Source organism: Aeromonas sp. 600282 (assembly GCF_049175755.1).
GTDB lineage: Bacteria > Pseudomonadota > Gammaproteobacteria > Enterobacterales > Aeromonadaceae > Aeromonas > Aeromonas veronii_A.
In genome coordinates this window covers 107,247-134,017 of record NZ_JAAKVR010000015.1, presented here as the reverse complement: position 1 = coordinate 134,017, position 26,771 = coordinate 107,247, and the positions used below count along the sequence as shown (strand labels likewise).

At 59.6% G+C, this 26,771-nt stretch carries 27 protein-coding genes, 1 riboswitch and 1 other annotated feature; of the genes, 21 read left to right on the top strand and 6 right to left on the bottom strand.

Annotation, left to right across the window (positions count from 1 at the left end; all coding sequences use genetic code 11):
• Positions 1–242: 242 nt before the first annotated feature.
• Positions 243–2,426, bottom strand: coding sequence for an ExeM/NucH family extracellular endonuclease (locus tag G5137_RS15115; protein ID WP_421209776.1), 2,184 nt, complete (start codon positions 2,424–2,426; stop codon positions 243–245).
• Positions 2,427–2,719: 293 nt separating this feature from the next.
• A riboswitch (cyclic di-GMP riboswitch) is annotated at positions 2,720–2,802 on the top strand.
• A gap of 153 nt (positions 2,803–2,955) precedes the next feature.
• Here G5137_RS15115 and G5137_RS15110 point away from each other — a divergent pair.
• Complete coding sequence (locus tag G5137_RS15110) at positions 2,956–5,952, top strand: glycosyl hydrolase family 18 protein (RefSeq protein WP_421255621.1); 2,997 nt, start codon at positions 2,956–2,958, stop codon at positions 5,950–5,952.
• Positions 5,953–6,091: 139 nt separating this feature from the next.
• Positions 6,092–7,036 (top strand): chemotaxis protein CheV, encoded by a 945-nt coding sequence (locus G5137_RS15105; protein WP_421254402.1) that lies wholly within the window; start codon positions 6,092–6,094, stop codon positions 7,034–7,036.
• Positions 7,037–7,112: 76 nt separating this feature from the next.
• On the opposite strand, the gene G5137_RS15100 is transcribed toward G5137_RS15105, so the two are convergent.
• Positions 7,113–8,267, bottom strand: coding sequence for a flagellar assembly protein FlgT (locus tag G5137_RS15100; protein WP_421231407.1), 1,155 nt, complete (start codon positions 8,265–8,267; stop codon positions 7,113–7,115).
• 206 nt (positions 8,268–8,473) lie between these two features.
• Here G5137_RS15100 and G5137_RS15095 point away from each other — a divergent pair, with 206 nt between their 5' ends.
• Both G5137_RS15095 and G5137_RS15090 read left to right on the top strand, forming a co-directional pair.
• Complete coding sequence (locus tag G5137_RS15095) at positions 8,474–9,094, top strand: FlgO family outer membrane protein (protein WP_005338718.1); 621 nt, start codon at positions 8,474–8,476, stop codon at positions 9,092–9,094.
• Positions 9,095–9,104: 10 nt separating this feature from the next.
• Entirely contained in the window at positions 9,105–9,530 is a 426-nt protein-coding gene (locus G5137_RS15090) for an LPP20 family lipoprotein (protein WP_005338717.1), read from the top strand.
• 88 nt (positions 9,531–9,618) lie between these two features.
• Here the strand turns inward: G5137_RS15090 and pheA are convergent, their stop codons facing one another.
• On the bottom strand, positions 9,619–10,791 hold the full coding sequence (gene pheA / locus G5137_RS15085; protein WP_005338715.1) for a prephenate dehydratase: 1,173 nt from the start codon (positions 10,789–10,791) through the stop codon (positions 9,619–9,621).
• Between the two features lie 37 nt (positions 10,792–10,828).
• Positions 10,829–10,950, bottom strand: a sequence feature (Phe leader region).
• Positions 10,951–11,120: 170 nt separating this feature from the next.
• On the opposite strand from pheA, the gene G5137_RS15080 reads away from it, so the two are divergent.
• The 17 genes from G5137_RS15080 (at position 11,121) to G5137_RS15000 (ending at position 24,174) form a co-directional block, all read left to right on the top strand.
• Positions 11,121–11,732, top strand: coding sequence for an HAD family hydrolase (locus tag G5137_RS15080; RefSeq protein WP_421255619.1), 612 nt, complete (start codon positions 11,121–11,123; stop codon positions 11,730–11,732).
• 18 nt (positions 11,733–11,750) lie between these two features.
• Positions 11,751–12,029, top strand: a complete 279-nt coding sequence (locus G5137_RS15075; protein WP_421172772.1) for a DUF6482 family protein — start codon at positions 11,751–11,753, stop codon at positions 12,027–12,029.
• Between the two features lie 79 nt (positions 12,030–12,108).
• Positions 12,109–12,945: a hypothetical protein gene (locus G5137_RS15070; RefSeq protein WP_227341232.1), complete on the top strand. Its 837-nt coding sequence runs from the start codon at positions 12,109–12,111 to the stop codon at positions 12,943–12,945.
• A gap of 106 nt (positions 12,946–13,051) precedes the next feature.
• On the top strand, positions 13,052–13,624 hold the full coding sequence (locus tag G5137_RS15065) for a DUF3157 family protein (RefSeq protein WP_216951919.1): 573 nt from the start codon (positions 13,052–13,054) through the stop codon (positions 13,622–13,624).
• A 188-nt stretch (positions 13,625–13,812) separates the two neighbouring features.
• Positions 13,813–14,463, top strand: coding sequence for an outer membrane beta-barrel protein (locus tag G5137_RS15060; RefSeq protein WP_216951918.1), 651 nt, complete (start codon positions 13,813–13,815; stop codon positions 14,461–14,463).
• 180 nt (positions 14,464–14,643) lie between these two features.
• Positions 14,644–15,591, top strand: a complete 948-nt coding sequence (locus G5137_RS15055; RefSeq protein WP_005343644.1) for a YbgA family protein — start codon at positions 14,644–14,646, stop codon at positions 15,589–15,591.
• A gap of 69 nt (positions 15,592–15,660) precedes the next feature.
• Entirely contained in the window at positions 15,661–16,548 is an 888-nt protein-coding gene (locus G5137_RS15050) for a MerR family transcriptional regulator (RefSeq protein ID WP_216951917.1), read from the top strand.
• Complete coding sequence (gene phrB / locus G5137_RS15045; protein ID WP_421255618.1) at positions 16,545–17,966, top strand: deoxyribodipyrimidine photo-lyase; 1,422 nt, start codon at positions 16,545–16,547, stop codon at positions 17,964–17,966. The genes G5137_RS15050 and phrB overlap by 4 nt, the downstream gene beginning before the upstream one ends.
• A gap of 1 nt (position 17,967) precedes the next feature.
• Positions 17,968–18,396: a nuclear transport factor 2 family protein gene (locus tag G5137_RS15040; RefSeq protein WP_139410959.1), complete on the top strand. Its 429-nt coding sequence runs from the start codon at positions 17,968–17,970 to the stop codon at positions 18,394–18,396.
• Positions 18,393–19,127 carry an SDR family NAD(P)-dependent oxidoreductase gene (locus G5137_RS15035; protein ID WP_421255617.1) on the top strand — a complete coding sequence of 245 codons (735 nt, stop codon included), beginning with the start codon at positions 18,393–18,395 and terminating at the stop codon, positions 19,125–19,127. Before G5137_RS15040 ends, G5137_RS15035 begins: the two co-directional genes overlap by 4 nt.
• Complete coding sequence (locus G5137_RS15030; RefSeq protein ID WP_421255616.1) at positions 19,124–20,383, top strand: NAD(P)/FAD-dependent oxidoreductase; 1,260 nt, start codon at positions 19,124–19,126, stop codon at positions 20,381–20,383. Before G5137_RS15035 ends, G5137_RS15030 begins: the two co-directional genes overlap by 4 nt.
• Complete coding sequence (locus tag G5137_RS15025) at positions 20,380–21,162, top strand: DUF1365 domain-containing protein (RefSeq protein ID WP_139433734.1); 783 nt, start codon at positions 20,380–20,382, stop codon at positions 21,160–21,162. The genes G5137_RS15030 and G5137_RS15025 overlap by 4 nt, the downstream gene beginning before the upstream one ends.
• A complete protein-coding gene (locus tag G5137_RS15020) occupies positions 21,162–22,418 on the top strand; it encodes a class I SAM-dependent methyltransferase (RefSeq protein WP_421255615.1) in 1,257 nt (418 codons plus the stop codon). The genes G5137_RS15025 and G5137_RS15020 overlap by 1 nt, the downstream gene beginning before the upstream one ends.
• 2 nt (positions 22,419–22,420) lie before the next feature.
• The gene (locus tag G5137_RS15015; protein ID WP_064338593.1) at positions 22,421–22,897 is read left to right on the top strand and encodes a DUF2878 domain-containing protein; all 477 of its coding nucleotides are present in this window, start codon (positions 22,421–22,423) and stop codon (positions 22,895–22,897) included.
• Entirely contained in the window at positions 22,894–23,115 is a 222-nt protein-coding gene (locus G5137_RS15010) for a TIGR02450 family Trp-rich protein (protein ID WP_005338671.1), read from the top strand. Before G5137_RS15015 ends, G5137_RS15010 begins: the two co-directional genes overlap by 4 nt.
• Complete coding sequence (locus G5137_RS15005) at positions 23,072–23,614, top strand: chalcone isomerase family protein (RefSeq protein WP_216951911.1); 543 nt, start codon at positions 23,072–23,074, stop codon at positions 23,612–23,614. Before G5137_RS15010 ends, G5137_RS15005 begins: the two co-directional genes overlap by 44 nt.
• A gap of 14 nt (positions 23,615–23,628) precedes the next feature.
• Positions 23,629–24,174, top strand: coding sequence for a DUF3833 domain-containing protein (locus G5137_RS15000; protein ID WP_216951910.1), 546 nt, complete (start codon positions 23,629–23,631; stop codon positions 24,172–24,174).
• A gap of 66 nt (positions 24,175–24,240) precedes the next feature.
• On the opposite strand, the gene nqrM is transcribed toward G5137_RS15000, so the two are convergent.
• From nqrM to nqrF, 3 genes are read right to left on the bottom strand one after another with little or no spacing between them, the layout of a single operon-like run.
• Entirely contained in the window at positions 24,241–24,465 is a 225-nt protein-coding gene (gene nqrM, locus G5137_RS14995) for a (Na+)-NQR maturation NqrM (protein WP_216951909.1), read from the bottom strand.
• Between the two features lie 9 nt (positions 24,466–24,474).
• Positions 24,475–25,515, bottom strand: coding sequence for an FAD:protein FMN transferase (locus G5137_RS14990; RefSeq protein ID WP_421255614.1), 1,041 nt, complete (start codon positions 25,513–25,515; stop codon positions 24,475–24,477).
• A gap of 3 nt (positions 25,516–25,518) precedes the next feature.
• A complete protein-coding gene (nqrF, locus tag G5137_RS14985) occupies positions 25,519–26,742 on the bottom strand; it encodes an NADH:ubiquinone reductase (Na(+)-transporting) subunit F (RefSeq protein WP_216951907.1) in 1,224 nt (407 codons plus the stop codon).
• Between the last annotated feature and the right edge of the window lie 29 nt (positions 26,743–26,771).

Below are 26,771 nucleotides of genomic sequence, written 5' to 3'. Positions count from 1 at the left end.
TATAGCTCAGCTGGGAGAGCGCTTGCATGGCATGCAAGAGGTCCGCGGTTCGATCCCGCGTAGCTCCACCAAATTCTTGTTACAAGAAGCAATAAGGCCACCGCATCGCGGTGGCCTTTTTGTTTTCTCCATCATTTATTTTCTCCATACGTCCGCGCCTTTCATTTGTAAATCCAATGACCTGAATGAAAAAGCCCGCGAGAGTCGCGGGCTTTGCTTGCACTATTCAAATGCGCCTGTGGTTAACGGCGACGTCGCCAGGCCAGTGGCAACAGGGCTAGCAGGCCGAGTCCCAGCGCACCACCGCCTGAGGAGGTGTCCGGTTTGGTGGCATCGCTCTCCAGTCTCAGGTCGACGATGATGGGATCATGGTCGGAGGCACTGAAGGGGTTGTCAGACTTGAGCAATGTGCCGGTGTACTGGCTGCCGTATTCGAACAGGGAGCTCTCGAAGGAGTTGATGTGCCAGTCGGCGACACCTGCCACCTTGCTGGCCAGCGCCGGGTTGGCGAGGGCGTAGTCCAGGGTGCCCAGCTCCCCGTCGTAGCTGTAGGAGATGGCTTTCTCCTTGTTGAATTTGACGTTGAGATCGATCAGGCCGTAGCTGCGAGTCACTTCGCGACCGAGCTGTTCATAGGGCTGCTCACCGATAAAGGTGTGGGAGGCCGATACGATCTTCCGCTCGCTGGTGGCCGGGTTGTAGTCGGTCAGCACCCGGATCGGATCTTCCTTGGCGTAGGAGTTGAAGTCGCCCACCAGCAGCACCTGGCCCGGCAGTTTGCTGACCGCCTCACCCAGCACCTTGGCGGCAGAGACCCGGAACTCGGTGCACTTGCCCTGCAGGTCGGCCGGTTCTGTCTTGCCATCGCCATTTTCGTAGCAGCCTGACCCCTTGGATTTGAGGTGGTTGACCACCAGCGTCAGCGGCTCCTTGCTCTTGGCGAGGGTGAAGGTCTGAACCAGAGAATCGCGCTGACCGGCTGTCTTGGCCACACCACCTGTGGTGTAGCGCTGCTCCGGCAGCTTGATGACGCTGGCATCTCCGCTGGGGGTGAGCAGGGCAGGACGGTAGATCATCGCCACCATGATGGCGTCTCCGCCGAAGAACTTGCCATCGGTAAGGGTAGTGACCGGCAGACGCACATAGGCGTAGTGTTTGCTCGCATCCTTCTGCTGTTCGTTGAGGCGGGTCACCAGATTGTTGAGGGCCGAGTTATCCTCGAAGCCGTTGTTCTCCATCTCCATCAGGCCGAGCAGATCGACATCCATTGCGGTAATGGCATTGACGATCTTGGTGCGCTGCTTCTCGAACTCGGGCTGGCTCTTGGCACCCCGGTTGCAACCTTTGGCGTTGTCGGCATCCGCCTGATCCTTGCACAGGATATTGAGTGCGCCGCCAATGCTGGAGTGACTGGTGAAGTAGTTGAGTACGTTGAAGCTGCCGATCCGCAGATCGCTGCCAGCGAGGCGAGCTGGCGCGTCTTGACGATCCTCTTCAGGGCTACGCAGCAGAGCACCGGCAGTCAGGGTGATATCGCTCGGTACTACCAGACGGAAGGCATCCTTGTTGTATACGATGACCCCCTCCAGCCCGGTCAGTTGATCACCGATGCGCAGATATCCCTGATCGGCATCCCAGCTCGGGAACCAGGGCAGTACGCCATCCGGTGCTTTGTAATCAGACTCAACCACCAGACGGTTGCTGCCATTTTGGGTGGCCAGTGCGACAGCGTCCGCACTGTTGGCAACATGAAGTTGGGTCGGTTTGATCAGCGGGGTTTTGTGGGCCAACTCTACGTTGTTGCGATAGACCTTGTAGTCGAAGCCATAGTTGCGGGTCAGGTGCAGGTCACTGCTGCTGTCGAGACGTACCCGCATCCCTTCGTGGCGATTGAGCGCTTGAGCCAGCGTCTCCCCTTCATTGACCTGCAGTACGCTGGTCGGCACCGCCAGTCCTTGCGCTGTGACCTGCAGGCGGGCTTTGCTGGATTCGAAGGTGGGTTTGAGCTGGGTGCCGCCGTAATACTCCTCGACCTTGGCTTCAAGGCAGAGTTCTGCCCCCGGTTTGATGTCGGCATAGTTGGTCGCAAACTCCTTGTCGTTCAGATAGACAAAGATGCCATCAGAGGTGGCCGGATTGCCATCACCCACCGGGTCGGTCAGATAGAAACCCTTGGTCAGACTTTGGCCCAGCGTTGTCACGATACCGCGAACGTTGAAGGTGCCCGTGCTGATTTTACCGGTCACATTGCCGTTCTTGTCGGTCACGGTCTGGGTGGCCAGCGCGCTGGCGGAGCCTGTGCCCTGAATGGTCGGGATGGGGGTGAGTTGAGCCGGATCGGACGGGCAGACAAATGCCGCATGGGCACCTGAGGATGCAAGTGCCAGCCCCACGGCCAGCGACAGCAGGGTACGAGTACCTTTCATAGGTGTTCCTTTTTTATTTTTGCCAGTGATTCCATAGCCTTGGCTCGTTGACCAAGGGCGCGCATTGTCACATTTCTGGCATGTCATACCAGTGAGCCAACGCACATTAAACGAATCTGGGAAGATGAGGAAAAGCGTTTTTATGATCCCAGTAACAGTATGATTTTTTTGATAATTCAATCAATTCTAACCCTGTGATCATGACGCTTTTGTGGCAGGGGATAATTCTCTTTGAGAATAAAGATTGAGGGGATCTTGTCGCCTTCCTATACTGGGTTCGTTCCTCACGGAACCCAGGTAAAGGGCAAACCGGCAGTGATGCCGGGGCGCAATGCTTCCGGTCTCGATCGTGGATCCAGATAGCGGGGTTTCCCTGGGTGAGGGGTGGTTTTTGTGGCAGGTCCATTGCCAGTTGTCTGCGCCCATCATGCAGGTTGCGATTGTTCTTTGCCTTGGTGACCAAGCCAAGACAAAACAAAACAAGGAAGATAACAATATGCAACAGCTCTTCAGACCCAGCAGGCTTGCCATGCTGGTCGCCCTTGCGGCTGCGCCCGCCTGGGCTCAGGCCGCTTATCCCGCCTATAAATCCGGTACTGCCTACAAGGCTGGCGATATCGTCAGCAACGTCGGTGCCCTCTATGAATGCAAAGAATTTCCCTATTCAGGCTGGTGCGGGGCATCCCCCTATCACTATGAGCCGGGGGTAGGTGTAGTCTGGGCAGATGCCTGGAAGCCCTATGGTGGCGAGGTGCCCCCTCCTGCACTCGGCGTAGCCGTCAGCTCGCCAGCTGCTGGCGCCAGCTTCAACGAAGGAGCCAGCGTGGCGCTGGCAGTGACCCTGAGTGGCCCGGTAACGGCCTTGGCCAAGGTGGAATATCTTGTCGACGGCAAGCTGGTCGCCACGGCGAGCGCCTCGCCCTGGAGTGCCAGCTGGAGCGCCGCCGGAGTGGGGGCCCATACCCTCAAAGCTCGCGCGCTGGATAAAGATGGCAAGGTGCTGAGTGAGGCGGATTCGAGCTTCAACGTCGCCGCCGTGGTGGCGCCAGAGGCGCCCAAGGTGAGCATTAGCAGCCCGGCCAGCGGCGCCAAGGTGACGCTGGGTCGCAGTGTGGCGGTGAGTGGCAACGTCACCGATGCCAACAACGATGTGGCCAAAGTCGAGCTCTATGTCGACGGCAAGAAGGTGGGCGAAGATACCACTGCCCCCTGGCAGGTGAACTGGACGCCGGATGCCAAAGGGAGTGCCGCCCTCAAGCTGGTGGCCACTGACAAGACCAATCTGAGCGGCGAGTCGGCGGCGGTGACCGTCAATGTCGAGGAGGCCGCGCTGCCGCCCACCGGTGGCAACCTCTCTTGTGACATTCGCCAGATCTATCGTCCGGATGGTTACGAGTGCATGGGGGATGACCATGCCCGCCGGGTCATCGGCTACTTCACCTCCTGGCGCACCGGCAAGAACGGCTTGCCCGCCTATCTGGTGAGCGATATTCCATGGAACAAGATCACCCACATCAACTACGCCTTCGCGGCGGTGGATGAGCAGAGCCACACCATCAAGGTGGACGATGCAGCCACCAAGATGACCTGGGATGGCGTGCCGGGTGCCGAGATGGATCCTGAATTCGCCTACAAGGGCCACTTCAACCTGCTGTCGAAGTACAAGAAGCAGTATCCGGACGTGAAGACCCTGATCTCGGTCGGCGGCTGGGCCGATACCCGCGGCTTCTACACCGCCACTACCAAAGGCGACTGCTCGGTCAATACTGCCGGTATCAACACCCTGGCTGACTCGGCGGTGAGTTTTATCCGCCAGTACGGTTTTGACGGGGTCGATATCGACTACGAATACCCCACCTCGATGAAAGATGCGGGCAACCCCAACGATTTCCCGCTCTCCAACCAGTGCCGGGCCAAGCTGTTTGCCAATTACGAGGTGTTGATGAAGACCTTGCGGGCGCGGCTCGACAACGCCGGTAACGAAGATGGCCGCAAGTATATGCTGACCATCGCCTCACCGGCCTCGGCCTATCTGCTGCGCGGGATGGAGAACTTCCAGGTCACCCAGTACCTCGATTACGTCAACCTGATGACCTATGACTTCCACGGTGCCTGGAACCACTTTGTCGGTCACAACGCGGCCCTGTTCGACAACAATGCCGACCCCGAGCTCTCCCACTGGGGCGTCTATACCCAGACCCAGTTTGGCGGTATCGGTTACCTCAACGTGGCCTGGTCTGCCCACTACTTCCGCGGTGCGCTGGCGGCTGGCAAGATCAACGTTGGCGTGCCCTATTACACCCGCGGTTGGCAGGGGGTGAGCGGTGGCAGTCATGGGCTGGGTGGCAAGGCAGCCCTGCCGAGCCAGAACGAGTGCCAGCCGGGCACAGGTGGCAGCACCATTCCGTGCGGCAACGGGGCGGTCGGCATCGACAACATCTGGCATGATCTCGACAAGAACGGCAAAGAGATCGGCGGTGGCGCCGTGCCCATGTGGCATGCCAAGAACCTGGAGCATGCGGCCAGCCTCGGCATCACCACATTGCCAAGTTATGGCACTGCCTGGGGTCTGGATCCCAACAATCCGGCTCACGTGATGCAGGGCAAGTATGTGCGTTACTACGATGACAAGGCCCACGCGCCCTGGCTGTGGAACGAAGAGAAGAAGGTGTTCCTCTCAACCGAAGATGAAGAGTCCATGGGCCACAAGCTCGACTACATCATCAAGCGCGGTCTGGGTGGCGTGATGTTCTGGGAGATGGCGGGTGATTACGCCTTCGATCCGGCCAAGAACGAGTACGGCATGGGCAGTACCCTGACCACCCTGGCTTATGAGAAGTTTGCCAAGGCAACTCCGTACAACACCAAGCAAAACGATCTGGCCGCGCCGAGCGCCCAGCTCGACATCCAGGTCAGCCTCTCCGGCTTCAAGGAAGGGGACTCCAACTATCCGATCAACCCGAAACTCAAGCTGGTCAACAAGTCGACCCAGACCATTCCGGGCGGCGCGCGCATCGAGTTTCTGGTGCCCACCTCTACCTCTGACACCATCACGGATCAGAGTGGCATGGGCCTGAAAGTGGTGGAGAGCGGTGGCAACGACAACTCGGAAGGCATTGCCAATGAGAAGGACTTCCACAAGGTCGCCATGAACCTGCCGGGATGGCAGACCCTGGCACCGGGGGCCGAGATTGAAGTCGCCATGACCTACTACCTGCCCGCCGCTGGCGTGCCAAGCGGTATGCGCATCATCAGCGGCAGCCAGACCATTGGTCTCAAGGCCGAGTTCCCTACCCTGCCGGAGGCCGTGCTGGGCTCGGGTGGTGGCGAGAATCCGGGCACCAGCTGCAGCAGCCAGAACGTCAATCCGGCGGCCTACAAGGCCTATCCGAGCTGGCCGCAGGGGGATCATGCCAATGGCGGAGATCGCATTACCCATAACAAGGTAGTGTGGCAAGCAAACTGGTGGACCAGCAGCGAGCCCAAGGCAACCGATGGCAGCTGGAAGTCTGTCTGTAGCTATTGATTTTAAAATCAATGAGATAAGTGAGGCTTCGGCCTCACTTTTTTTGTCTGGTTGGTCGCTCTGGTTGAAAATGCGCCTGCCTTTCCTGGCGGGCAGCCTCTATAATAGAGTCGATTAATAATCAGATGGATATCAGCGTATGGCGAGTATATTGGATTCCGTTGATCAACGAACTCAACTGGTGGGGGAAAACCGCCTCGAGTTGTTGATGTTTCGTCTCGGCACCCGTCAGATGTTCGCCATCAACGTCTTCAAGGTACGGGAAGTGGTCAAGTTGCCCCATCTGAGCAAGATGCCGGGCTCCCATCACAATATCAGCGGGGTGGCCAATATCCGCGGTACCTCGATCCCGGTGATCAACCTGCGCAGCGCCATCGGCATGCGTCCCATGCCCATCGACAGTGAATCCAACCTCATCATCACCGAGTACAACCGTACCATTCAGGGCTTTCTGGTGGGGCAGGTGGCCAACATCGTCAACATGACCTGGAAGGATATACTGCCGCCGCCGCGCTCCGCCGGGCGCGCCAACTACCTCACCGCCATCACCCGCATTCCCGAAGATGGAGTGGAGCAGATCGTCGAGATCATCGATGTGGAGAAGGTGCTGGCGGAGATCATCACCTATGACATCCGCATCTCCGAGGAGGTGCTGGACCGGGAGATCCTGCCCGAGATGCATGGACGCAAAGTGCTGATCGTCGATGATTCCAGCACCGCCCGTACCCAGGTGCGTGAGACTCTTGGCCAGCTGGGACTCGAGGTTATCGAGTGTCAGGATGGCTTGCAGGCGCTGACCCTGCTCAAGGGGTGGTGCGATGCTGGCAAGAAGGTGACCAACGAGATCCTGCTGATGATCACCGATGCCGAGATGCCTGAGATGGACGGCTACCGGCTGACCCACGAGGTGCGCAGTGATCCGCGCATGTCCGATCTCTTTATCACCCTCAATACCTCCCTGAGCGGCAACTTCAACGAAGCCATGGTCAAGAAGGTGGGTTGTGATCGCTTTATCTCCAAGTTCCAGCCCGACCTGCTGGTGGGCGTTGCGCAGGAGAGGTTGCGTCAGGTGTTGGGAAACTGACCGATACCAATCCACTGGTGAACCATAACAACGGGAAGCTCGGGAGATGCCGTAAGCGCCGGTAACTCTCTGGCACCTATTCCAATACTGCCAAATCCCCATTCTGGATGTTAAACGGCGAATATTTGTTCTGGCTGCTGATGATGGCGCCATCGTCGAATACCTGCACCACTTCGAACAGGCCGTCGGCCGGATTGCGCATCATGCGGGACTTGCCGTAGGGGTCGATGAAGTCGGCGTTGTGCTGGATGCGGAACTGATCGCCAAGCTTGACGCCGTTGCGCCGCCCCAGATTGATGTAGGGGCCACGTTCGTTCTGGCCTACCACCCGGGCGGTGACCGGGGCGCAGGTGAGCTGGGCTACCAGATCTTGAGCCGCCTGCTGCAACTGGTAGTTGACCTCCTGGCCATAGCTCGATTGCCAGAACTGGCCGCTGCTGCTGCCCACCTGTTCCCGCTTGCCAAAGGTCCAGGTGGCACGTCCTTCGTAGACCTTGCGGTTGATCAGACTGCCGTTGATGCCGTCGAACAGGTAGAGCTGCATGCGAAAGTTGCGCACCGGATCCTCATACCAGCTGGTCAGCTGGTTGCCCTGCGGCTCTATGGAGAGATCATCGATGCTGCCGAGCACCAGATACTGGCTGTCGGTACGCAGGCTGAGCGCCTTGATCTCCTCGAGGGCGCTGCGATCCCCCTGTTGCAGATGGAGCGGATCGATGCGCAGGTTTTCATCCAGCCACTGGCGCACCGCGACCCCTTGCGGCGCATTGGCGAGGGTCTCGAACAGTCGTCGCGAGAGGTTTTCCGGCATGTCGTCCATGGCGCCGTAGCTGGCTTGGTCCGGATAGCGCATTCGCAGCCTGACCAGTGTCAAATCCTTGGCGAAGTGCTGGGTCTGGCAGATCTGGCGTTCGGCCTGAATGTCGGCCACTAGCGTGATATACATGCGGCCGTTGCGCACCTCTTCCCGCTTGAGCCGATACTGGCGAATGTCGCCGCCGGAGCGGATCTGGATCTGCTCGGATCGCAGGCTGCCATTTTCCAGACGCTGGACGCTGGAGACTGCCGCGCCGCTTGCCAGCAGGGCCTGACGCAGGGCGTCGCGAGTTGCCTGCTCGCGGGCATAGACTTCATCGCCCCCCAGAATGGCGGCGCTGCCCTGTGCTTCGATAAGTTCGGCGCGGGTGCTCAGGCTGGCCAGCAGCAGGGTCAACAGCAGCGGTAATTTCATAGCAGATACCTTGAGTTGGCGGGCAGCCGAGCCATTTTGAGGAAATGGCGCCTGCTGGCCGACATGGATCACAACACGTTCCAAGTGGCAGCGCACGTTGGCGCTGACGATGTCCATTAAAAAGCAAGAATCATGCCTCATTACCGGCTCAAGCTTTGTCCGGCGCGTCCGATAATAAGTCAGGTGCAGATACAGGAAAGGTATCCATGAACAAACTCATCACGGCGTTGGCGCTCGCCCTGGCATTGACCGGGTGCGGCTCCGACCCTATCAATCGAGATCAGGGTGACCCTCGCCAGGCGGCGCAGGGGATGGAGCTCAACTGGCTGGTGGCGCGTATGACCGATCAGCTGATGGAGCGCAAATCGCTGACCACCCTGACCGAACCCATCGCAGTGGCCTCTTTCGTCGATCTCGATACCCTGCAGGATACCAACTGGATGGGGCAGCAGATTGAGGAGAGCTTTATCTACGAGCTCAATCGTCGCGGCGAGGTGGTGGTGGACTTCAAGCTGACCGGTAGCATCAAGGTGACGCCGCAGGGGGACTTCGTGCTGAGCCGCAACTATAAGGAGCTCTCTTCCCGTTTGCCGATCTCCCGCATTCTGGTCGGCACATTCAGCCGCAACAGCAAGGGGATCCTGGTCAATGCCCGCGTTATCGACATGCGCACCAAGATGGTTGAGACCACGGCCCAGAGCCTGATCCCGCAAAAATATCTGTTCGGTGCTAACAACTCGTTTGGTCGGGCATCGATCAATCGCGGTTATCTGATGCGTGACAGTCAGGCCCGGCCGGGCGGTCATCTGGTCAACCTGACCCCGTGAGGAGCGAGTCATGAAGATCCTGTTTGGTTGCCTGTTGGCACTCTTGCTCACCGGTTGCAGCGGCAACCGGGTGGTGGATTACACCCAGGGTGGCAAACCCGATGATTTTCCGGTGCTCAAGGCGGTGGGCTATGCGGTGATCGACATCCAGCCCGGTCCCTCCCAGTCGGAGAAGATGCTGCAAGCCATTCGCGCTTCCAAGATGGATGCCTATCGCGAGCTGGCCGAGCAGCTCAATGGTCAGCAGGTGCGCGGCCAGAGCAGCTATCGTGACCTGACCCAGACCTCCAACTCGCTGGATGTGTCGGTCGCCGGTGTGGTGCGTGGTGCCCGGGTGGTGGCCTCCTATCCGCGCGGCAATACCTATGCCACCGAGATGGAGCTCGATACCCGCGCCCTCTACAACATCAATCAGTTGATGGCGGGTCAGTTCTGAGTTGATTGCCTGACCTGAAAACAGGCATCAACACAGGCATCAAAACAAAAGGCGAGCAGTGTGCTCGCCTTTTGTCGTTGTGGGCTGGTTAGCTCCCCATCAGCACCGGCGGCACTGCGGTGGGTTTCACATCCTCGCTCGGGTAGCAGCCAAGCACCTTGATATAGCGGGTGATCTTGGTCAGCTCCACCAGTGCGGCCTGCATCGCCGGGGTTTGCAGGTTGGCGGAGACATCGAGATAGAACATCTCTTCCCACGGGTTGCCCTGCACCGGACGGGACTCCAGTTTGGTCATGTTGATCTCGTGGCTGCGCAGTACCAGCAACGCCTCGACCAGCGAGCCCGGCTTCTGGGAGGTGGACATGATGAGGGTGGTCTTGGCCGGGATCTGCGGTGCCACATCGATGGGCTTGCGCGCCACCACGATGAAGCGGCTGTAGTTCTCTTTCTGGTTGGCAAGCTGCTCGGCCAGCACATCCAGACCATACAGTTCGCCACCGGCGGCGCTGCCGATGGCGGCGGCCTCCGGGCTTGCCAGTTCTTTCACCTTCATCATGGCGCTGGAGGAGGAGTCGCAGATCTCGTGACGGGCTCCTTCCAGCTTGCTCAGATAGTGGGAGCACTGCTGGAACACCTGCGGGTGGGCATAGAAGGTCTTGATACGGCCAAGCTCGGTCGGTACGGCGGTGAGAATGCAGTGCTCGATGGGGTAGGTGAGCTCACCGACGATGGAGAGGCTGGTATGCTGCATCACGTCATAGACTTCGTTGATGGAGCCCGAGCTGGTGTTCTCGATGGGCAGCACGCCAAAGGCGGCGCGACCCGACTCCACCGCATCCAGTACTTCACGGAAGTTCTGGCAGTTTACTTCGATCACCTGATCCTTGTAGCGCGCCAGATATTTGCGGGCGGCCAGGCTGGAGTAGGAACCGCGCGGCCCCAGATAGGCGACGCTGGTCATCGGCTCCTGCTGCTCCGGGTTGAGCAGGCTCTGCAGATAGGCCTGCTGGGAGAGCACAGAGTCTTCGATGATGGTGTGATAGATGCGGGTGATGTACTGGGCGTCCAGTCCCAGCACGCGCCCTTTTTGGATTAGGGCGACCAGCAGCTCCTGCTCCCGCTGGTGGTCACGAATGGGGCGCGGGTTGGCTTGCTTGGCACGGGCCACCTCGATGCTGAGGGTCTTGCGTTTCGCCAGCAGGGCAAGCAGCTCCTGATCCAACCGGGTGATGTCTTGTCTGATCTCGTCGAGCGTTGCCATGATTGTTCCCTATCCAAGTAATCGATTGATATTAATGCAAAAAAAGCCTCCGCTAGGGGAGGCTTGATTCGTCTTTGCTTTCTGTTCACACGACGACAGGCCTTCCCTCAAGCGGGCCGGATAAACGAGAAAGCAAAGAAGAATGGTGCGTGCATAGGTGTGTCCTTGAAGTAACGTCATAACCATTAAGGGATTTGCCGGTCTGATGCAAGTAAAACTTGCCCGCGGGCGGGGATGGGGGCAGGGTATCCGGTTAAGAAAATGGTGTATGAGCGATGTTCTATTGACTCTGTTTTGATGACTGACACCCAGTGGGGGAGGTAAAGACGATGGCGATTATTTTCGATCTGGGACGGGTGGTGGTGAGCTGGGATCCGGTAGGTATAGTGCGTTCGGTGCGTGGTCCGCAAGGGGCCGAACAGTTGGCCGAGCAGCTCTTTAACCACCCGGATTGGCTGGAGGTAGACAGAGGCACCATGTCGCTCCACAACATGGCCCGGGAAGCGCAAGCGCGCACCGGCCTCTCTGCGGCGGAGAATCTGGCCATTTTACAGGCAGTTCCCGCTTCCCTGCTGCCAGATCCCGCTATGCTAACCCTGATAGCCGAGCTGCACGGAGCGGGCCATTCGCTCTATGCCCTCTCCAACATGGGGCACGCCAGCATCGACTGGCTGGAGCAGCATCAGGATTTCTGGCGCTTTTTCAGCGGCAAGGTGGTGTCGGCGCGGGTACGGATGATGAAGCCGGAGCCGGATATCTATCGCTATCTGCTGGTGTCGTTCGATCTGAAACCGGCAGAGTGCATCTTTATTGATGACAGTCCCGTCAATATTGCGGCCGCCGAGGCCCTCGGCATCAGGGGGATCGTCTTTACCGACGTGGCGAGTTGCCGTCAGCAACTGGGTGAGCTGGACAGTTTGCCTGTCACCGACAAGGGGTGATGCCCCTCCAGGAGTACTATGGAGCATGGCCGGTTTCGCAATTGGCTCAGTCACTATCCCGAGGCAACCCTGATCATCGCCTGCAAGGATGGCAGTGGTTATCAGCTCTGTATCGATGCGGAAGGGGAGTACCTCTGTCTGACAGACAGCGAGGGGGAGCACCTGACCTTCACCTCGCTGGATCAGGCGCAGGGCTTTTTGCGAGCCCATCGGGTACATCAGGCCAGATTGCGAGTGTACGACGCTCAAGATGTTGATTTTACGGATAAATCACGGGAAATAATCATCAAGTTTTAATTTTAACCTGACTCTGTAAGGGCCTATTCAGCTTGTTTCCCGCACAATAAGCCACCTGTTTATCATCCGGAGCTGTTTAATGGATGCCAATGTTGTTGTCTTGAATCAGGGATATGATCACTCTTTTCAAGCCAGGGAGCTGCAGCTGATTGAGCGACTGGCAAATTTTGACGAGCTGATAGTCTCTTTTTCGGGGCGGTTGGAATCCTGTTACAGCATCGATCTGTGTCGTGCCAGCGGGATCAAGATCCGCGCCATCACCCTCGATAATCCGACCCGCAGCCGCAGCGAAGTGGCCCGAGCCCGCCGTTATTGCCAGCGTTATGGCATCGATCACTGGGTCATCAAGAGTGACGAAATCATCTTTTGCGATCGCCTGCCGAATATGGAGGGGTTGATCGATCCGGTTCGCCGCATTGGTGAGTATGTGCAGGCTCGTCCGGAATGGGCTCATCTGCCGTTGCTGGTTCCGGCCGCGGTGGAGGAGCGTGATGACTATCTTGCCCAGTTCGGCTCACTGCCTGCCAACACCATCTGGTTTTTTGCCGATAACGGGGTGATGAGCCGTGATTTTCGCTATGGCTTCAACAAGCGTCAGCTCGGTCGTTGGGGCAAAGGGAGCAACGGTTGCCTCAGCAATCGCTTCACCAATCCACGGCAGTTGAAGCAACGTTATCTACGAATGGTGGATCAGGCCGAACAGATGCTGGCCGACATGGGGCTGGATGAGGCGCAGGTCTTTTTCCATACCCTGTGCGACTGCTCTACCACCCTGGCCCGGGTGCGTCTGCCCGAGCATCAGCGTGCTCAGGCCTTTGATATGCAATCGGATATTCTCTCTGCCCTCAAGAGGACCGAGTTCGATCTGGTGACTCTGGATATGGCGCACAAAGAGCGGCACGATCTTGCCATCTAGCCCGTGGGCAAGCGACGCCGGAGCCAGAACGTGAGTGCTGTCATAGGCAAGGGGTGGCGGGACTGTTTATACTGTCGCCCTTTCACCTGTTGTCGAGCTTCGCCCTATGAAACCCTTCTCCCGTCTGCTGATTGCCCTGTGCCTCTCCCCCGTGTTGGCGCAGGCTGCCCCTCTTTCTCAGGTGACGCTGCCCGATGGTCGGCAGGTTCAGCTCAACGATGACTTTACCTGGGAGTATCTGGTGGTCAAACCGGCCGAACCCGTGCAGGGTATGGCTGCTGATGGGAAAGCGGGGGCCGTGGTGGCGGTTGCAGCACCGGTACTGACCGAGCAGGCCAAGGCCAACCCCGAATTGCTGTCACAAGCGGCACGCGACGGTGTGGTGGTCAAGCTGGACAAGCTCGAGGGGTCTGATCCGTTGGCGCTGACCTTTATGGTGAGCAATACCGGCAGCCGCAATGTGGTCGGGGTGCGCGGCATGGTGACTCTGTTCAGTGCTGACGGAGTGCAGCTGAGCCGTCAGGAAGCCCGTTTCTGGGTCGCCGAGAATCGCTTGCCGGAGACCTATCTGCGCAAGGGGCAAGTCCGTCCGTCGCTGGCACTCGAGATCCCCCGTCCTGCCGGATTGACCGGGCAGCCCTTGGTCAGGGTCGAAATTGATGAGGTGGTCTTCCGCTGATTTGGTGTTGTCCGGCCCATGCAAACCGCTTGGGCCGGCAATTTGTTACCCCTGACATCTCGGGAAATATCTGCTTACATCTGACATGGTTTTGCAATAGCTTGCCGCTCGGCAAGCCGGGATGCTGACTGCACAATGACTCCATACCAGCTCGCTAGCAACGGGCCCAATCACATGGAGTTATCATCATGAAAAAAGCAACTGTATCTCTTCTGGTTCTGGCCGGTTTCGCCTCTACTTCCGCTCTGGCACAGGATGCGTTCAGCTACGCAAAGGGCGGTTTGACCTGGGCGCACACCAAGTCTGATTACCTTAGCCAAGACAGCGCTGCATTTCCCCGTGATGCTGCCAGCAAAGGTACCCGTGATTTTGGTGGTCTGAGCCTGGACCTCTCAAAGAGCTTTGGCTCCAACTTCTACGGTCGTGCCGGAACCGAATTCACCTCCCGCAACGACGGCAATGACAGCATGTCCATTTCCAGCCTGGGTATCGGTGTCTTTACCCCGCTGAGCACAGGACTCAATCTCTATGGCGAAACCGGTTTGATGGGCTATCAACTTGAGCGTGAGCTGGCCAAGAACAACAAGGGATGGGACGAAGTGGCTCGCAAGGATAGCGGCAGCATGTACGGTGAAGTGGGCTTGCGCTACGACATCGGCGACATCGAGCTCTCTACCGCTTATCGCTACGCCAACATGACCGACGATATGCACGACTTCAAGGTGGGCGGTGCCTACAAGCTCAACCAGAACTGGGCGCTGACTGCCGATTACACCTATCGCAACTGGGATCTGCAAAAAGGTTCCATCTCCAGCCTGGGTGTGAAGTACAGCTTCTAATCCCCCTTCCCGTAGTCCGTAGTGTCTTGACTTTTACCCATGGCGTTCGCCATGGGTTTTTTCTTTTTCCGGTGATCCCTTTTTTCTCCTTGTGTCGTATCAGTCGCAAATAGTTATACAACTTTCATTTTTTTGTATAACTGCTATAACTGAATCAATGCTTATACAAGGGGCGTCATCATGTACAAGATTAAAGTCGGTATCAGTGCCTGCCTGCTGGGACAAGAGGTACGTTTCGATGGGGGCCACAAGCGCTCCAGCTTCTGCGAACGGGATCTTGGCGCTCACTTTGACTATCACCCCGTCTGTCCCGAGATGGCTATCGGTCTGGGGGCGCCCCGTGCCGCCATCCGGCTGGTCAAGCGCAACGGCGAGATCCGTGCCGAGGCGAGCAACGGTAGCTTCGATGTCACCGAAAAGCTGATCGCCTTCAGCGAGCAGAAGGCACGCCAGCTTGACTTCATCTCCGGTTATATCCTCTGTGCCAAATCACCCAGTTGCGGTATGGAGCGGGTCAAGGTCTATGGCGCCAACAACGAGGGGAGCGCCAAGGAGGGGATCGGCCTCTTTGCCAAGGCATTGATGGAGGCCAACCCCCTGCTGCCGGTGGAAGAGGATGGCCGCCTGTGCGACCCCATCCTGCGCGAGAACTTCGTGCTGCGGGTCTTTGCCTACCACGACTGGCAGCAGCTCTGCGCCCGCGGCATCACCGCCTCTGCGCTGATCCGCTTCCACTCCCGCTACAAGTATCTGGTGCTCTCCCACGCCACCACCCACTACCGGGCGCTTGGCAAGCTGCTCGGCAATCTGGGCAAGTCCACCAATTTGCAGGAGGTGGCCGACAACTACATCAAGGGATTGATGACGGCGCTGACCCTGCGGGCCAACCGTCGCAGCCACACCAATGTGCTGATGCACCTGCAGGGCTACTTCAAGCGGGTGCTGACCCCGGCCCAGAAGCAGGAGCTTGCCGATACCATCGACAAGTACCGCACCGGTATCTTCCCGTTGCTGGTGCCGCTCACCTTGATCCGTCACTACCTGCGCGAGTACCCCAATCCCTATCTCGCCGAGCAGGTTTATCTCAATCCGCACCCCGATACGCTCAAGCTGCGTTACGGGCTCTGAATCCGTTCTGTTGCCCCGGCGCATGGTTTGCGCCGGGGTGCTTTACCCCTCTGTTTGATGGACGTTGTCATGTCTGATTTATCGCAAGAAGTTGCTCCTCTCGCTGATGAGGGGATCTACCCCATTCGCGAGGTCTCCCGTCTCACCGGCGTCAACGCCGTGACCCTGCGTGCCTGGCAGCGCCGCTACGGTCTGGTGCAACCGGCCCGCACCGAAAAGGGCCACCGCCTCTACAGCGAGCAGGATATCCTCCAAATCGGCGAGATCCTGAGCTGGCTGGAGCGGGGAGTGAGTATCGGGCAGGTGAAGGGGCTCCTGAGCGAACCCCATTCCGATCCGGTGAGCGATCACTGGCAGCAGACCCTGGAGCAGTTCAGTCAGGCGTTGCTCGCCTTCAACCAGCGCAAGGCTGAGGCTGAGCTCAACGATCTGCTGGCGAGCTACCCGTTCGAGCTGGTGCGCAGCCGGGTACTGCAACCGCTTGTGGAGCGGCTGCTGGGGCTGTGGCGCGAGCGGCCCGATGGCGAGTTGCTGCAACAGGTGTGGCTGGGCTGGCTCCATACCCGCTTCGCCCGCCACCTGATCGAGCAGGAGAAGGGCGTGCCGATCACGCTGGCGAGTTGGGGGCAAGTCGGCCCCCTCGATCTGGTCTGGGCCGCCTACGAGTTGATCGGTCAGGGTTATGAGGTGCAACTGCTGGGGGCGGTCGAGCCGCGCCATGCCAGCTTGCTGGAGGGGCGTGCCGTTACCCCCTGGCTGGTATTGCTGGGGGCAGGGCTTGGCAAACAGGAGCTGGCCGCCGAGTGGCCCGCAGGCACGCGCCTGTTTGGCGAACTGGGTCGTCTCTACGACGATGAGTGGCTGAAAGCACACGGCTGGCAGGCGAGCCTTGCCGAGCTGATGGCGAACGCACCTGCTGCGGCTGGCGCCAGCGGACGCGGGAGGAAAAAATCATGAAACTGGTCTGGTTTCGCAACGATCTGCGTCTTGCCGACAACCCGGCGCTGCGGCATGCCTGCGCCGGTGATGGACCGGTCGCCGCGCTCTTTATCATCTCTCCTACCCAGTGGCGGCAGCACAAAATGGCCCCCATCCGTCAGCGCTTTATGTTGGCGCAGGTGGATGAGTTGGGCCGCGAGCTGGCGGCGCTCGGCATCCCGCTCCATCTGCTGCGAGTGGAGACCTTTGCCGAGGTGCCCGCTGCGTTGGCAAACCTCTGCCGCGAGCAGGGTGTGACCCAGCTCTATGCCAATCAGGCTATCGAGATCGATGAGCAGCGTCGCGATCACGCCGTCAGCGCCGCGCTGGCTGATCAGGCGGTGAGCTGTCACTGGTTCAACGGCTGTTGCGTATTGCCGCCGGGGCGGGTGCTGACCGGCTCGGGTGAGATGTTCAAGGTGTTCACCCCCTTCAGCCGTGCCTGGCTCAAGGCCCTCGATGAAGAGGGGTTTGTCATTCATCGCGCCCCAGCGCCCCGTGGCGAGTCGTTGCCGTGGCAGCCGCTGGCCGAACGTGCGTGGGTTGATGAGGCGCTCGGCGAGCTGACGGCGGATCCCCGCTGGCCAGTGGGGGAGGCGGAAGCTCAGCGTCGTTTGAACATTTTTCTGGAGCAGGCGGTGCTCGACTATGGCGAGACCCGCGATTTTCCTGCCATCGCGGGCACCTCTGTGCTCTCCCCCTATCTGGCGGCGGGCATCATCAGCCCGCGCCAGTGTGTGGCGGCGCTCCAGCAGCGGCTCGGCTATCGGCCCCAGTCCAAGGCTCAGCCCGGCTTTGTCTGGCTAAACGAACTTATCTGGCGCGAGTTCTATCGCCACCTGCTGGTGCTGATCCCGACTCTTTCGATGAATCGCCCCTTCAAGCCCGAGACGGCGGCCTTGCCGTGGAGCTGGGATCCGGATGCCTTCGCCGCCTGGTGCGAGGGGCGCACCGGCTACCCCATCGTCGATGCGGCGATGCGTTGTCTCAACGCCACCGGCTGGATGCACAACCGGCTGCGAATGATAGTGGCGAGCTTTCTCACCAAGGATCTCCATATCCACTGGCGGCTCGGGGAGGATTACTTCATGAGTCGACTCATCGACGGGGATCTGGCAGCCAACAATGGCGGCTGGCAGTGGGCTGCAGGCACCGGTGCCGATGCGGCCCCCTACTTTCGGGTCTTCAACCCCACCACTCAGGGGCAACGATTTGATCCACAAGGGGAGTTTATCCGTACTTGGGTAACTGAACTGGCCGATATTCCTGCCGCTTATGTGCATCAGCCCCACGACTGGCTGCGACTCAAGGGGCGACAGGATTATCCGGCACCCATGGTGGATCACGCCGTTGCCCGGGTGAGAGCCATCGAGATGTTTCGCTCTCTGGAGAAATAGGATGAACGAGCCGCTGGCCCGCTTTATTGGCCTCTATCAGCAACTGGACAAACAGCAGTTGCATCGCTTGCCCGAGGTCTATGCCGAACAGGTGGTCTTTATCGATCCGGCTCACCGTATCGAGGGGCTGGCGGCCCTTGGCGACTATTTTGCCGCCCTCTATCAGCGCCTCGCCTACTGTCGTTTCGTCATCACCAGTCAGCAGCAGCAAGGGCCACAGGCCTGGCTCGGCTGGACCATGACCTTCTCTCACCCCAGATTGCGTGGTGGTGAGCCGGTGACGGTGGAGGGGGCCACCCGCCTCGAATTCGACGAGGCGGGCAAGGTGTGCCAGCACAGGGACTATTTTGACCTGGGCGCCATGCTCTACGAGCAGTTGCCGTTGCTCGGGCCAGTGGTTCGCACCATCAAGATGAGGCTTGGCGCATGAGCGGCCGGGTGCTTATCACAGGCGCGACCTCCGGCATAGGTCGCCAGTTGGCGCTGGATTACCGGCGCGCCGGCTGGCAGGTGTGGGGTTGTGGCCGCGATGGTGAACGGCTGCAGGCGCTGGGGCTGGATGGCGTCACTCCGCTGCAGTTCGATGCCCGTGATCTGGCCGCAATGAGCGGGATAGCCGCTACGCTGCCATCCCTCGATCTGCTAATCCTCAACGCAGGCAACTGCGAGTACATGGATGTCGGCGAGGGGTTTGACAGCGAGCTGTTTGCCCGTGTCATCGACACCAATCTGACCGCTACCGGCCATGCGCTGGCCGCCTTCTTGCCGTTGCTAGGGGCTGGGTCACGGCTGGCCATCGTCAGTTCGTCGGTGAGCTGGCTGCCGCTGCCACGAGCCGAGGCCTATGGCGCCTCCAAGGCGGCCCTCGACTATCTGGCGGATACCTTGCGCCTCGATTTGGCCAGCAAAGGGATCGGGGTGACCCTGATCCGCCCCGGCTTTGTCCAGACGCCGCTCACCGCCAAAAATGATTTTCCCATGCCCTGTCTGGTGACGGTGGAGCAGGCCTCCCGCGTCATCATGGACGGGCTGACCGCCGGTCGTCACCAGATCCACTTTCCCCGCCGTTTCATCTGGTTGCTGCGCCTGCTTGGTGCGCTGCCGGTGGGGCTCTGGCTGCGCCTTGGCCGCGCACTCGTATCGAAAGGAAGCCATTCATGAAGAAAAAGATCGCCATCGTCGGTTCAGGGATCTCGGGGCTCACCGCCGGTTTTCTGCTCCACAAACTCCATGACATCACCCTGTTCGAGGCGGCGCCGACCCTGGGAGGCCATACAGCGACCGTCGATGTGAATCAGGCTGGCCGCAGCTATGCCATCGACACCGGCTTTATCGTCTTCAACGATCGTACCTACCCCAACTTCTTGAAGTTGCTGGCGCGGATCGGCATGGCGCGGCAACCGGCCGAGATGAGCTTCTCGGTGAAGAGCCCGGAGGGGCTGGAGTACAACGGCCACAACCTCGACACCCTGTTTGCACAGCGCAGCAATCTGCTGAGTCCCCGTTTCTACGGTTTTGTTGGCGAGATTTTGCGGTTCAACCGGGAGGCGCGGGCCTGGCTGGCAGATGGCCAACAGCAGGATGCAGTCCCCGAGCTGACCCTGGGGGACTTTCTGCTGGCGGGGGAGTTTAGCGACTACTTCGCCCGCCACTACATCTTGCCGATGGGGGCGGCGATCTGGTCATCGACCTTGGCCGATATGCGCGCCTTCCCCCTTGGCTTCTTCCTGCGCTTTTTTGCCAACCATGGCCTGCTCGATGTGGCCAATCGCCCCCAGTGGTACGTGATCCCGGGCGGCTCGCGGGAATATATCGGCCCCCTTACGGCAGGCTGGCAGTCGCAGATCCGCCTCGCCTGTCCGGTGCAGAGCGTGCGGCGGGAAGCGGATGGCGTAGTGATCCTGAGCAGTTACGGCGAGGAGCGGTTTGACGAGGTGATCTTCGCCTGCCACAGCGATCAGGCGTTGGCGCTGCTGGCAGATCCCGGCGAGCGGGAGCTGGCCATCCTCGGCGACATGCCCTATCAGGCCAACGATGTCTGGCTCCATACCGATGCGCGCTGCCTGCCTACCCGTCGCAAGGCATGGGCCAGCTGGAACTATCAACTCGATGGCGACGACGAGGCACGGCCGCTGGTGAGCTACAACATGAACATCCTGCAGGGGGTGAACTCGCCGGAGCCCTTCTGCGTCAGTCTCAACCCCAGGGGCAAGGTCGATGAGAGCAAGGTGCTGCGCCGCTTCGTCTATCACCATCCGGTGTTCAATCAGGCCTCTATTGCCGCCCAGCAGCGGCGCGCGGAGATCTGCGGCCAGCAGCACACCCACTTCTGTGGTGCCTACTGGTACAACGGCTTCCATGAGGATGGGGTGCGCAGCGCGCTGGATGTCGCCAGGCGCTTCGGAGCCGAGCTATGAACGGCGCCACCGTGGCCACTGAACATGAGCGTGCCGACGAATTGGCTGGCGTCACCAGCGCCATCTGGCAAGGCTCGGTGCGCCACCGCCGTTTTGCACCACGGGCTCACACCTTCTCCTACAGCCTCTTTATGCTGGGACTGGATCTCGACGAGCTGCCGCAGCTCGATCAGGGGCGCTGGTTCGGTGTGGAGCGCTCGGGGCTGCTCTCGTTTCACCGCCATGACTATCTCAAGGGGAGTGAGGGAAGCCTCAAGCAGGCGGTGTGGCAGAAGGTGAGCGAGCTGGGTGGCGATGCCGAGCCCGAGGGGCGGGTACTGCTGCTCGGCAACGTGCGCTGTCTGGGATTCTACTTCAGCCCGGTCAACTTCTACTTCTGCTACCGGCAGGGCGAGGCGCGCTATCTGCTGGCAGAGGTGTCGAACACCCCCTGGAACGAGCGTCACTACTACCTGCTGGATTTGGCGGCGCTGGCACCCCATGACAAGGATTTTCACGTATCCCCCTTTATGGGGCTGGCGATGCGTTATCACTGGCGGATCAGGCCGCCCGCGCAGGAGACACTGATCCACATCGAGAGTCATCCCGTATCCGGTGAAGCCAAGTTGTTTGACGCAACCCTGGCGCTCACTCGCGAACCCTTGTCGCGCAAGGGGCTGGTGGCCCTGCTGGCCCGCTGGCCATGGATGACCATGAAGGTGCTGCTCGGGATCTACTGGCAGGCCCTGCGTCTATTTATCAAACGAACCCCGATTTTTACCCATCCGGAGAGCCGCTAATGGAACTTGCTCAATCAACCCTCTCTGCCTCTTTCATCGACAAGGGGGCAAGACAACTGCTGCTCAATCTGCTGGGTCGCCTCGAACATGGCCAGCTGCTGCTGCGGGATGGCGGTGAGCGCCACAGCTTTGGCGTCGCGGGTACCGATCTGCATGCCGAACTGGTGGTACAGGATCCGGCCTTCTATCGTCGCCTGTTGCTGGGGGGCAGCATTGCCGCCGGAGAAACCTGGGTGGAGGGGCTCTGGACCAGCCCGGATCCGGTGGCGCTGGTGCGGCTGCTGGCTCGCAACCTGACCCTGCTTGACTCCCTTGAACGGCGCCTCGGCTGGCTCAGTTTTCCCTTCAACAAGGTGCGCCACTGGCTCAACCGCAATACTCTGACCGGGTCGCGCTCCAACATCGCCGCCCACTACGATCTCGGCAATACCCTCTATCAGGGTTTTCTCGACAGCCATATGCAGTACTCGAGCGCCATCTATCCGAGTGCCGGGGCCACTCTGGAAGAGGGGCAGCAGGCCAAGCTGCGCACCATCTGCGAGCGACTTGAGCTGGGGCCTGACGATCATCTGCTGGAGATCGGCACCGGCTGGGGTGGCCTTGCCGTCTATGCCGCCCGCCACTATGGCTGCCGGGTGACCACCACCACCATCTCCCGGGCCCAGCACGACTATGCCAAGGAGTGGATTGCGCGGGAGGGGCTGGGGGATCGCATCACCTTGCTGCTGGAGGATTACCGCAAGCTGGAGGGCACCTATGACAAGCTGGTCTCCATCGAGATGATCGAGGCGGTGGGCCACGCCTTCCTGCCCGACTATTTCCGCCAGCTGTCGCGGCTGCTCAAACCCGGTGGTCGCCTGCTCATCCAGGCCATCACCATCGCCGATCAGCGCCATGCCCAGTATCTGCGCGGCGTTGATTTCATCCAGCGCTACATCTTCCCCGGTGGCTGCCTGCCGAGTGTCTCCCAGATGGCGGGGTTGCTGGCGCGGGAGACCGACATGCAGCTGGTGCGGTTGCACGATCACGGCCATCACTATGCCCGCACCCTAGCTCACTGGTGCGATCGCTTTCTGGCGTTGGCGCCCGAGCTGCCCAAGCTCGGTTACAGCCAGGATTTCATCCGGCTGTGGCACTTCTACTTCGCCTATTGCGAGGGGGGATTCTGGGAGCGCACCATCAGTCTGGTGCAGCTGGAGGCCGCCAAGCCGGGGCCCGCTGGCTGGTCGGGTGATGTGCCAGTAAGCGTTCACTGACCATGTGGCAGTGGGCTCACCTGCTGGGGTTCAACCTCTACTGGTTGCTGGCGGTGAAGTGGCAGCAGCCGGGCCCGCTGCTGGCAATGTTGCTGCTGCACTTTATTTTCTCACCCAGCCGCCTGCGTGACTGGCGGCTGCTCCCCATCGCGGTTGCTGGCTGTCTGCTGGATGCCCTGCTCTGGCAGCTCGGCCTGTTCCGTTTCCCGTCTGGTTTTCCCCTCTGGCTGGTGCTGCTCTGGCTCGGTTTTGCCCTGACGCTGGCCCACGGTATGCGCTGGCTGCTGCGCTTGCCTCGCTGGCAGCAGGCACTGTTTGGCGTATTTGGTGGTGCCTCCTCCTATGTGGCGGGGGCCGCCATGGGGGCAGTACACTTACCCTGGGGCATCTGGATCAGTTCGGCGCAGCTGGCTGTGATCTGGATGTGGTGGTTACCCGTACTCCTGTGGGTAATGGTCAAGCTGGAGGGTGAGTCATGACAAACACCTTTTCGACCGACTCGTTGCTTTTTTCCAAATGGACCAAAGAGAGCCAGCATGAGCTGACTGATCGCTTCTATCTGGTGGTTGCCTGCCAGCGGGATGCGCAGGGGCAGCTGGTGCAGGTGGTGATGCAGGATATCAACACCCTGCAGGAACAGGAGATGGATTGGCATGAACTGGAAGACCCCAACCACTGGCATATGGGGTGGAATTAACCCGCTGCTGCTGGCGTTTACGCTCTTTGCTGCAACCGCGGTGCAGGCTTCTGCCGCACCCTGGCAGCAGCTGCGCCCGGTCGGGCAGGGGGAGATGAACTGGCTCTGGTTCAAGCTCTACGATGCCACCCTCTACAGTGCGAGCGGGCGCTATCAGCCCGGTCACTATCCACAGGCACTGACCCTCACCTATGCCAGATCCATCGAGCGGCAAGATCTGCTGAGCGCCACCGCCGCCGAGTGGCAGCGACTCGGTCTTGGCTCTGACGCCGACCGTCAGCGCTGGCTAGGCCAGCTCGCCGCACTCTGGCCCGATATCCAGGCGGGTGACCGGCTTACCTTCTATGTCGACAAGGGTGGGACAGGCCACTTCTGGTGGCAGGAGAAGCCCCTCGGCACTCTGGCCGATCCGCAATTCTCGGCCGCTTTTCTCGCCATCTGGCTGGCTGACAACAGCCGCGATCCTGCCCTGACCCGCCGCCTGCGTGGCCAACCCTGAACATGGAGTTTCCAATGTTTTTCTATCGTGCATACCGCTGGTTGCTGTTGCTCCCTTTTTTGCTGCTGAGCGGCTGTGGTGCCAGTCTCGATGACTATCGGGGGCAGGGGCCAAACTGGGATCTCGCCCGTTTCTTCAACGGTAAATTAGTGGCTCACGGCCTGGTAACCGACCGCAGCGGCGAAGTGACCAGTCGCTTTCGGGTCGAGATGGTGGGTCGTTGGAAGGATGGCAAGGGAGAGCTGTTCGAGCAGTTCTACTTTGATGATGGCCGCCAGCAGACCCGTACCTGGTATCTGAGCAAGGGGGTTGACGGTCACTGGCGAGGTACTGCTTCCGATGTGGTGGGGGAGGCGATGGGTAAAAGCCAAGGGTTTGCCCTCAACTGGCGTTATCAGCTTGATCTGGCGCTGCCGGATGGCGAGGTAGTGCGGGTGAGCTTCGATGACTGGATGTATCTGCTGGACGAAGATCGTCTGATCAATCGTGCCGAGATCAGCAAGTTCGGTATCCATCTTGGCGAGGTGATCCTCTATATCGAACGTCAACCTGACCGTTAACGCAAGATAACGCCCAGTAAAAAGCGCGCCGATGGCGCGCTTTTGTTTATCGAACAATCAGAGTCATCAGATGATGCGGTTCTCTTCCAGCATCTTGCGACGGGCCTCTTCCTTGGCCATCTTCTTCTTGCGATTGTCGCAGGGCTCGGGGCAGTCGCACTCTTTCTCGATGCCAACGCTCCCCAGACCGCCACAGGAGCCGGAGATGGATTTTTTCTGGAAGATATAGCCGATAGCCATGGCGGCTATCACCAGCATGAATACCCCGAAGGTGATCAGAAAAACCTGCATCTATCCTCCCTATTTCCTGACCAGATACTGTTTGAACGCATCGGAGTAGGCCTCTTCAAAGCCGTTGTCCGTCTTGGTGATCACGAAGATCGCCAGGCCGCGCTCTTTGGCATAGGCCAGGCTCTTCTCCGGTCCCATTACCATGAATACGGTCGCCAGCCCGTCTGCGGTCATGCAGGAGGGGTGGATCACGGTGACCGACACCATGCGGTGCTGGATTGGCTTGCCGGTGCGTGGATCTATGGTGTGGGAGAAGCGCTGGCCATCCATCTCATAGTAGTTGCGGTAATCGCCGGAGGTGGCCACTCCGTTGTCACCCGGAACGATCACCTCCTGCACCGAACCGGCATTGGCTGTCGGCTTTTCGATGGCAACGCGCCAGGGGTGTCCCTTGCCGTTGACGCCATTGATCCGCAGCTCGCCGCCGATCTCCACCAGATAGTTGCGCGCACCCAGAGACTCCAGATACTCGGCCACCTTGTCCACACCAAAGCCCTTGGCAATGGCGGAGAGATCAACGTAAAGATCCGGGATGTCCTTTTGCAGGGTGTCGGCATCGACCGAAGTGATGACGTGCAGGTTGCCCAGGCCGGTCTTCTGACGGGTCTGGGTGATCAGCTCCTCTGATGGCATCTTGGTCGGCCGTTTGTCCGGACCGAAGCCCCACAGATTGACCAAGGGGCCGACGGTGACGTCCAGCGCCCCCTGGCTCTCACGGCCAATATGAATGGCTTCTGTAATGACCCGCGCGGTGTCCCGCGATACCACTACCGGTGTCGAACTGTGGTGCTGATTGAAGCGCGACAGTTCGGAATCGGGGCGATAGGTGGACATCTGATCGTTGACTCGCTCCAGCAGTACATCGACCTCGGCCTGAAACTTGGCTGCATCGCTGATGACGTTGTCCGCCACCTTGATGGAGTAGTAAGTGCCCATGGTGCTGCCGGTGATATGGATCTCCGGTTTCGACTGGACCGTGCTTTCCTGACCGCACCCTGTCAAGAAAAAGGCTAGCCCGAAGGCTAGCCAGGTCTTTACAACGCTGTTCATGGATTAACCACCAAAGTCATCCAGCAGGATGTTTTCGTCCTCAACGCCCAGATCTTTGAGCATGTTGATGACGGCTGCGTTCATCACGGGAGGTCCACACATGTAGAACTCGCAATCTTCCGGCGCTTCGTGGTTCTTGAGATAGTTCTCGTAGAGCACGTTGTGGATGAAGCCGGTGTAGCCATCCCAGTTGTCTTCCGGTTGCGGATCGGACAGGGCTACGTTCCAGGTGAAGTTCTCGTTCTCGGCCGCCAGCATGTCGAAGTCTTCGACATAGAACATCTCGCGTTTGGAACGGGCACCGTACCAGAAGCTCATCTTGCGCTTGGACTTCAGGCGACGCAGCTGGTCGAAGATATGGGAACGCATCGGCGCCATACCTGCACCACCACCGATGAATACCATTTCGGCATCGGTATCCTTGGCGAAGAACTCACCGAACGGACCGGAGATAGTCACCTTGTCGCCAGCCTTCAGGCTGAAGATGTAGGAGGACATCTGTCCCGGAGGGGCAGTCCAGTTGCTCGGGGGCGGGGTCGCGATACGCACGTTCAGCATGATGATGCCGAACTCTTCCGGATAGTTTGCCATGGAGTAGGCACGGATGATCGGCTCATCGACCTTGGACTCCAGCTCAAAAATCTTGAAGCGATCCCAGTCACCGCGATACTCCTCGGGAATATCGAAGTTCTTGTAGTACACATGGTGAGCCGGCGCTTCGATCTGGATATAACCACCGGCGCGGAACGGTACGCTCTCGCCATCGGGGATCTGCAGCTTGAGCTCCTTGATGAAGGTGGCTTTGTTATCGTTGGAGATAACAGTACATTCCCACTTCTTCACCCCGAAGATCTCTTCCGGCAGTTCGATGTCCATGTCGCCACGCACGGTGACCTGGCAGGCCAGACGCTCGCCGTGACGGGCTTCACCCTTGCTGATGTGATCCAGTTCGGTCGGCAGGATGTCGCCGCCACCGGATTTCACCCGTACCTTGCACTGGCCGCAGGAGCCACCGCCGCCACAGGCGGAAGAGACGAAGATACCGTTGCCGGCGAGTACGCCGAGCAGCTTGCCACCGGCCGGGCTGGTCACAGCCTTGGCCGGGTCACCATTGATGCTGATTGTCACGTCGCCCGCGGTCACCAGCTTGGACTTGGCGAACAGAATGACTGCCACCAGTGCCAGCAGGATCACGGTAAACATGACCACACCCAAAATAATTTCCATCTATCGTTCCTTTCTGATTGCAGGAAAGC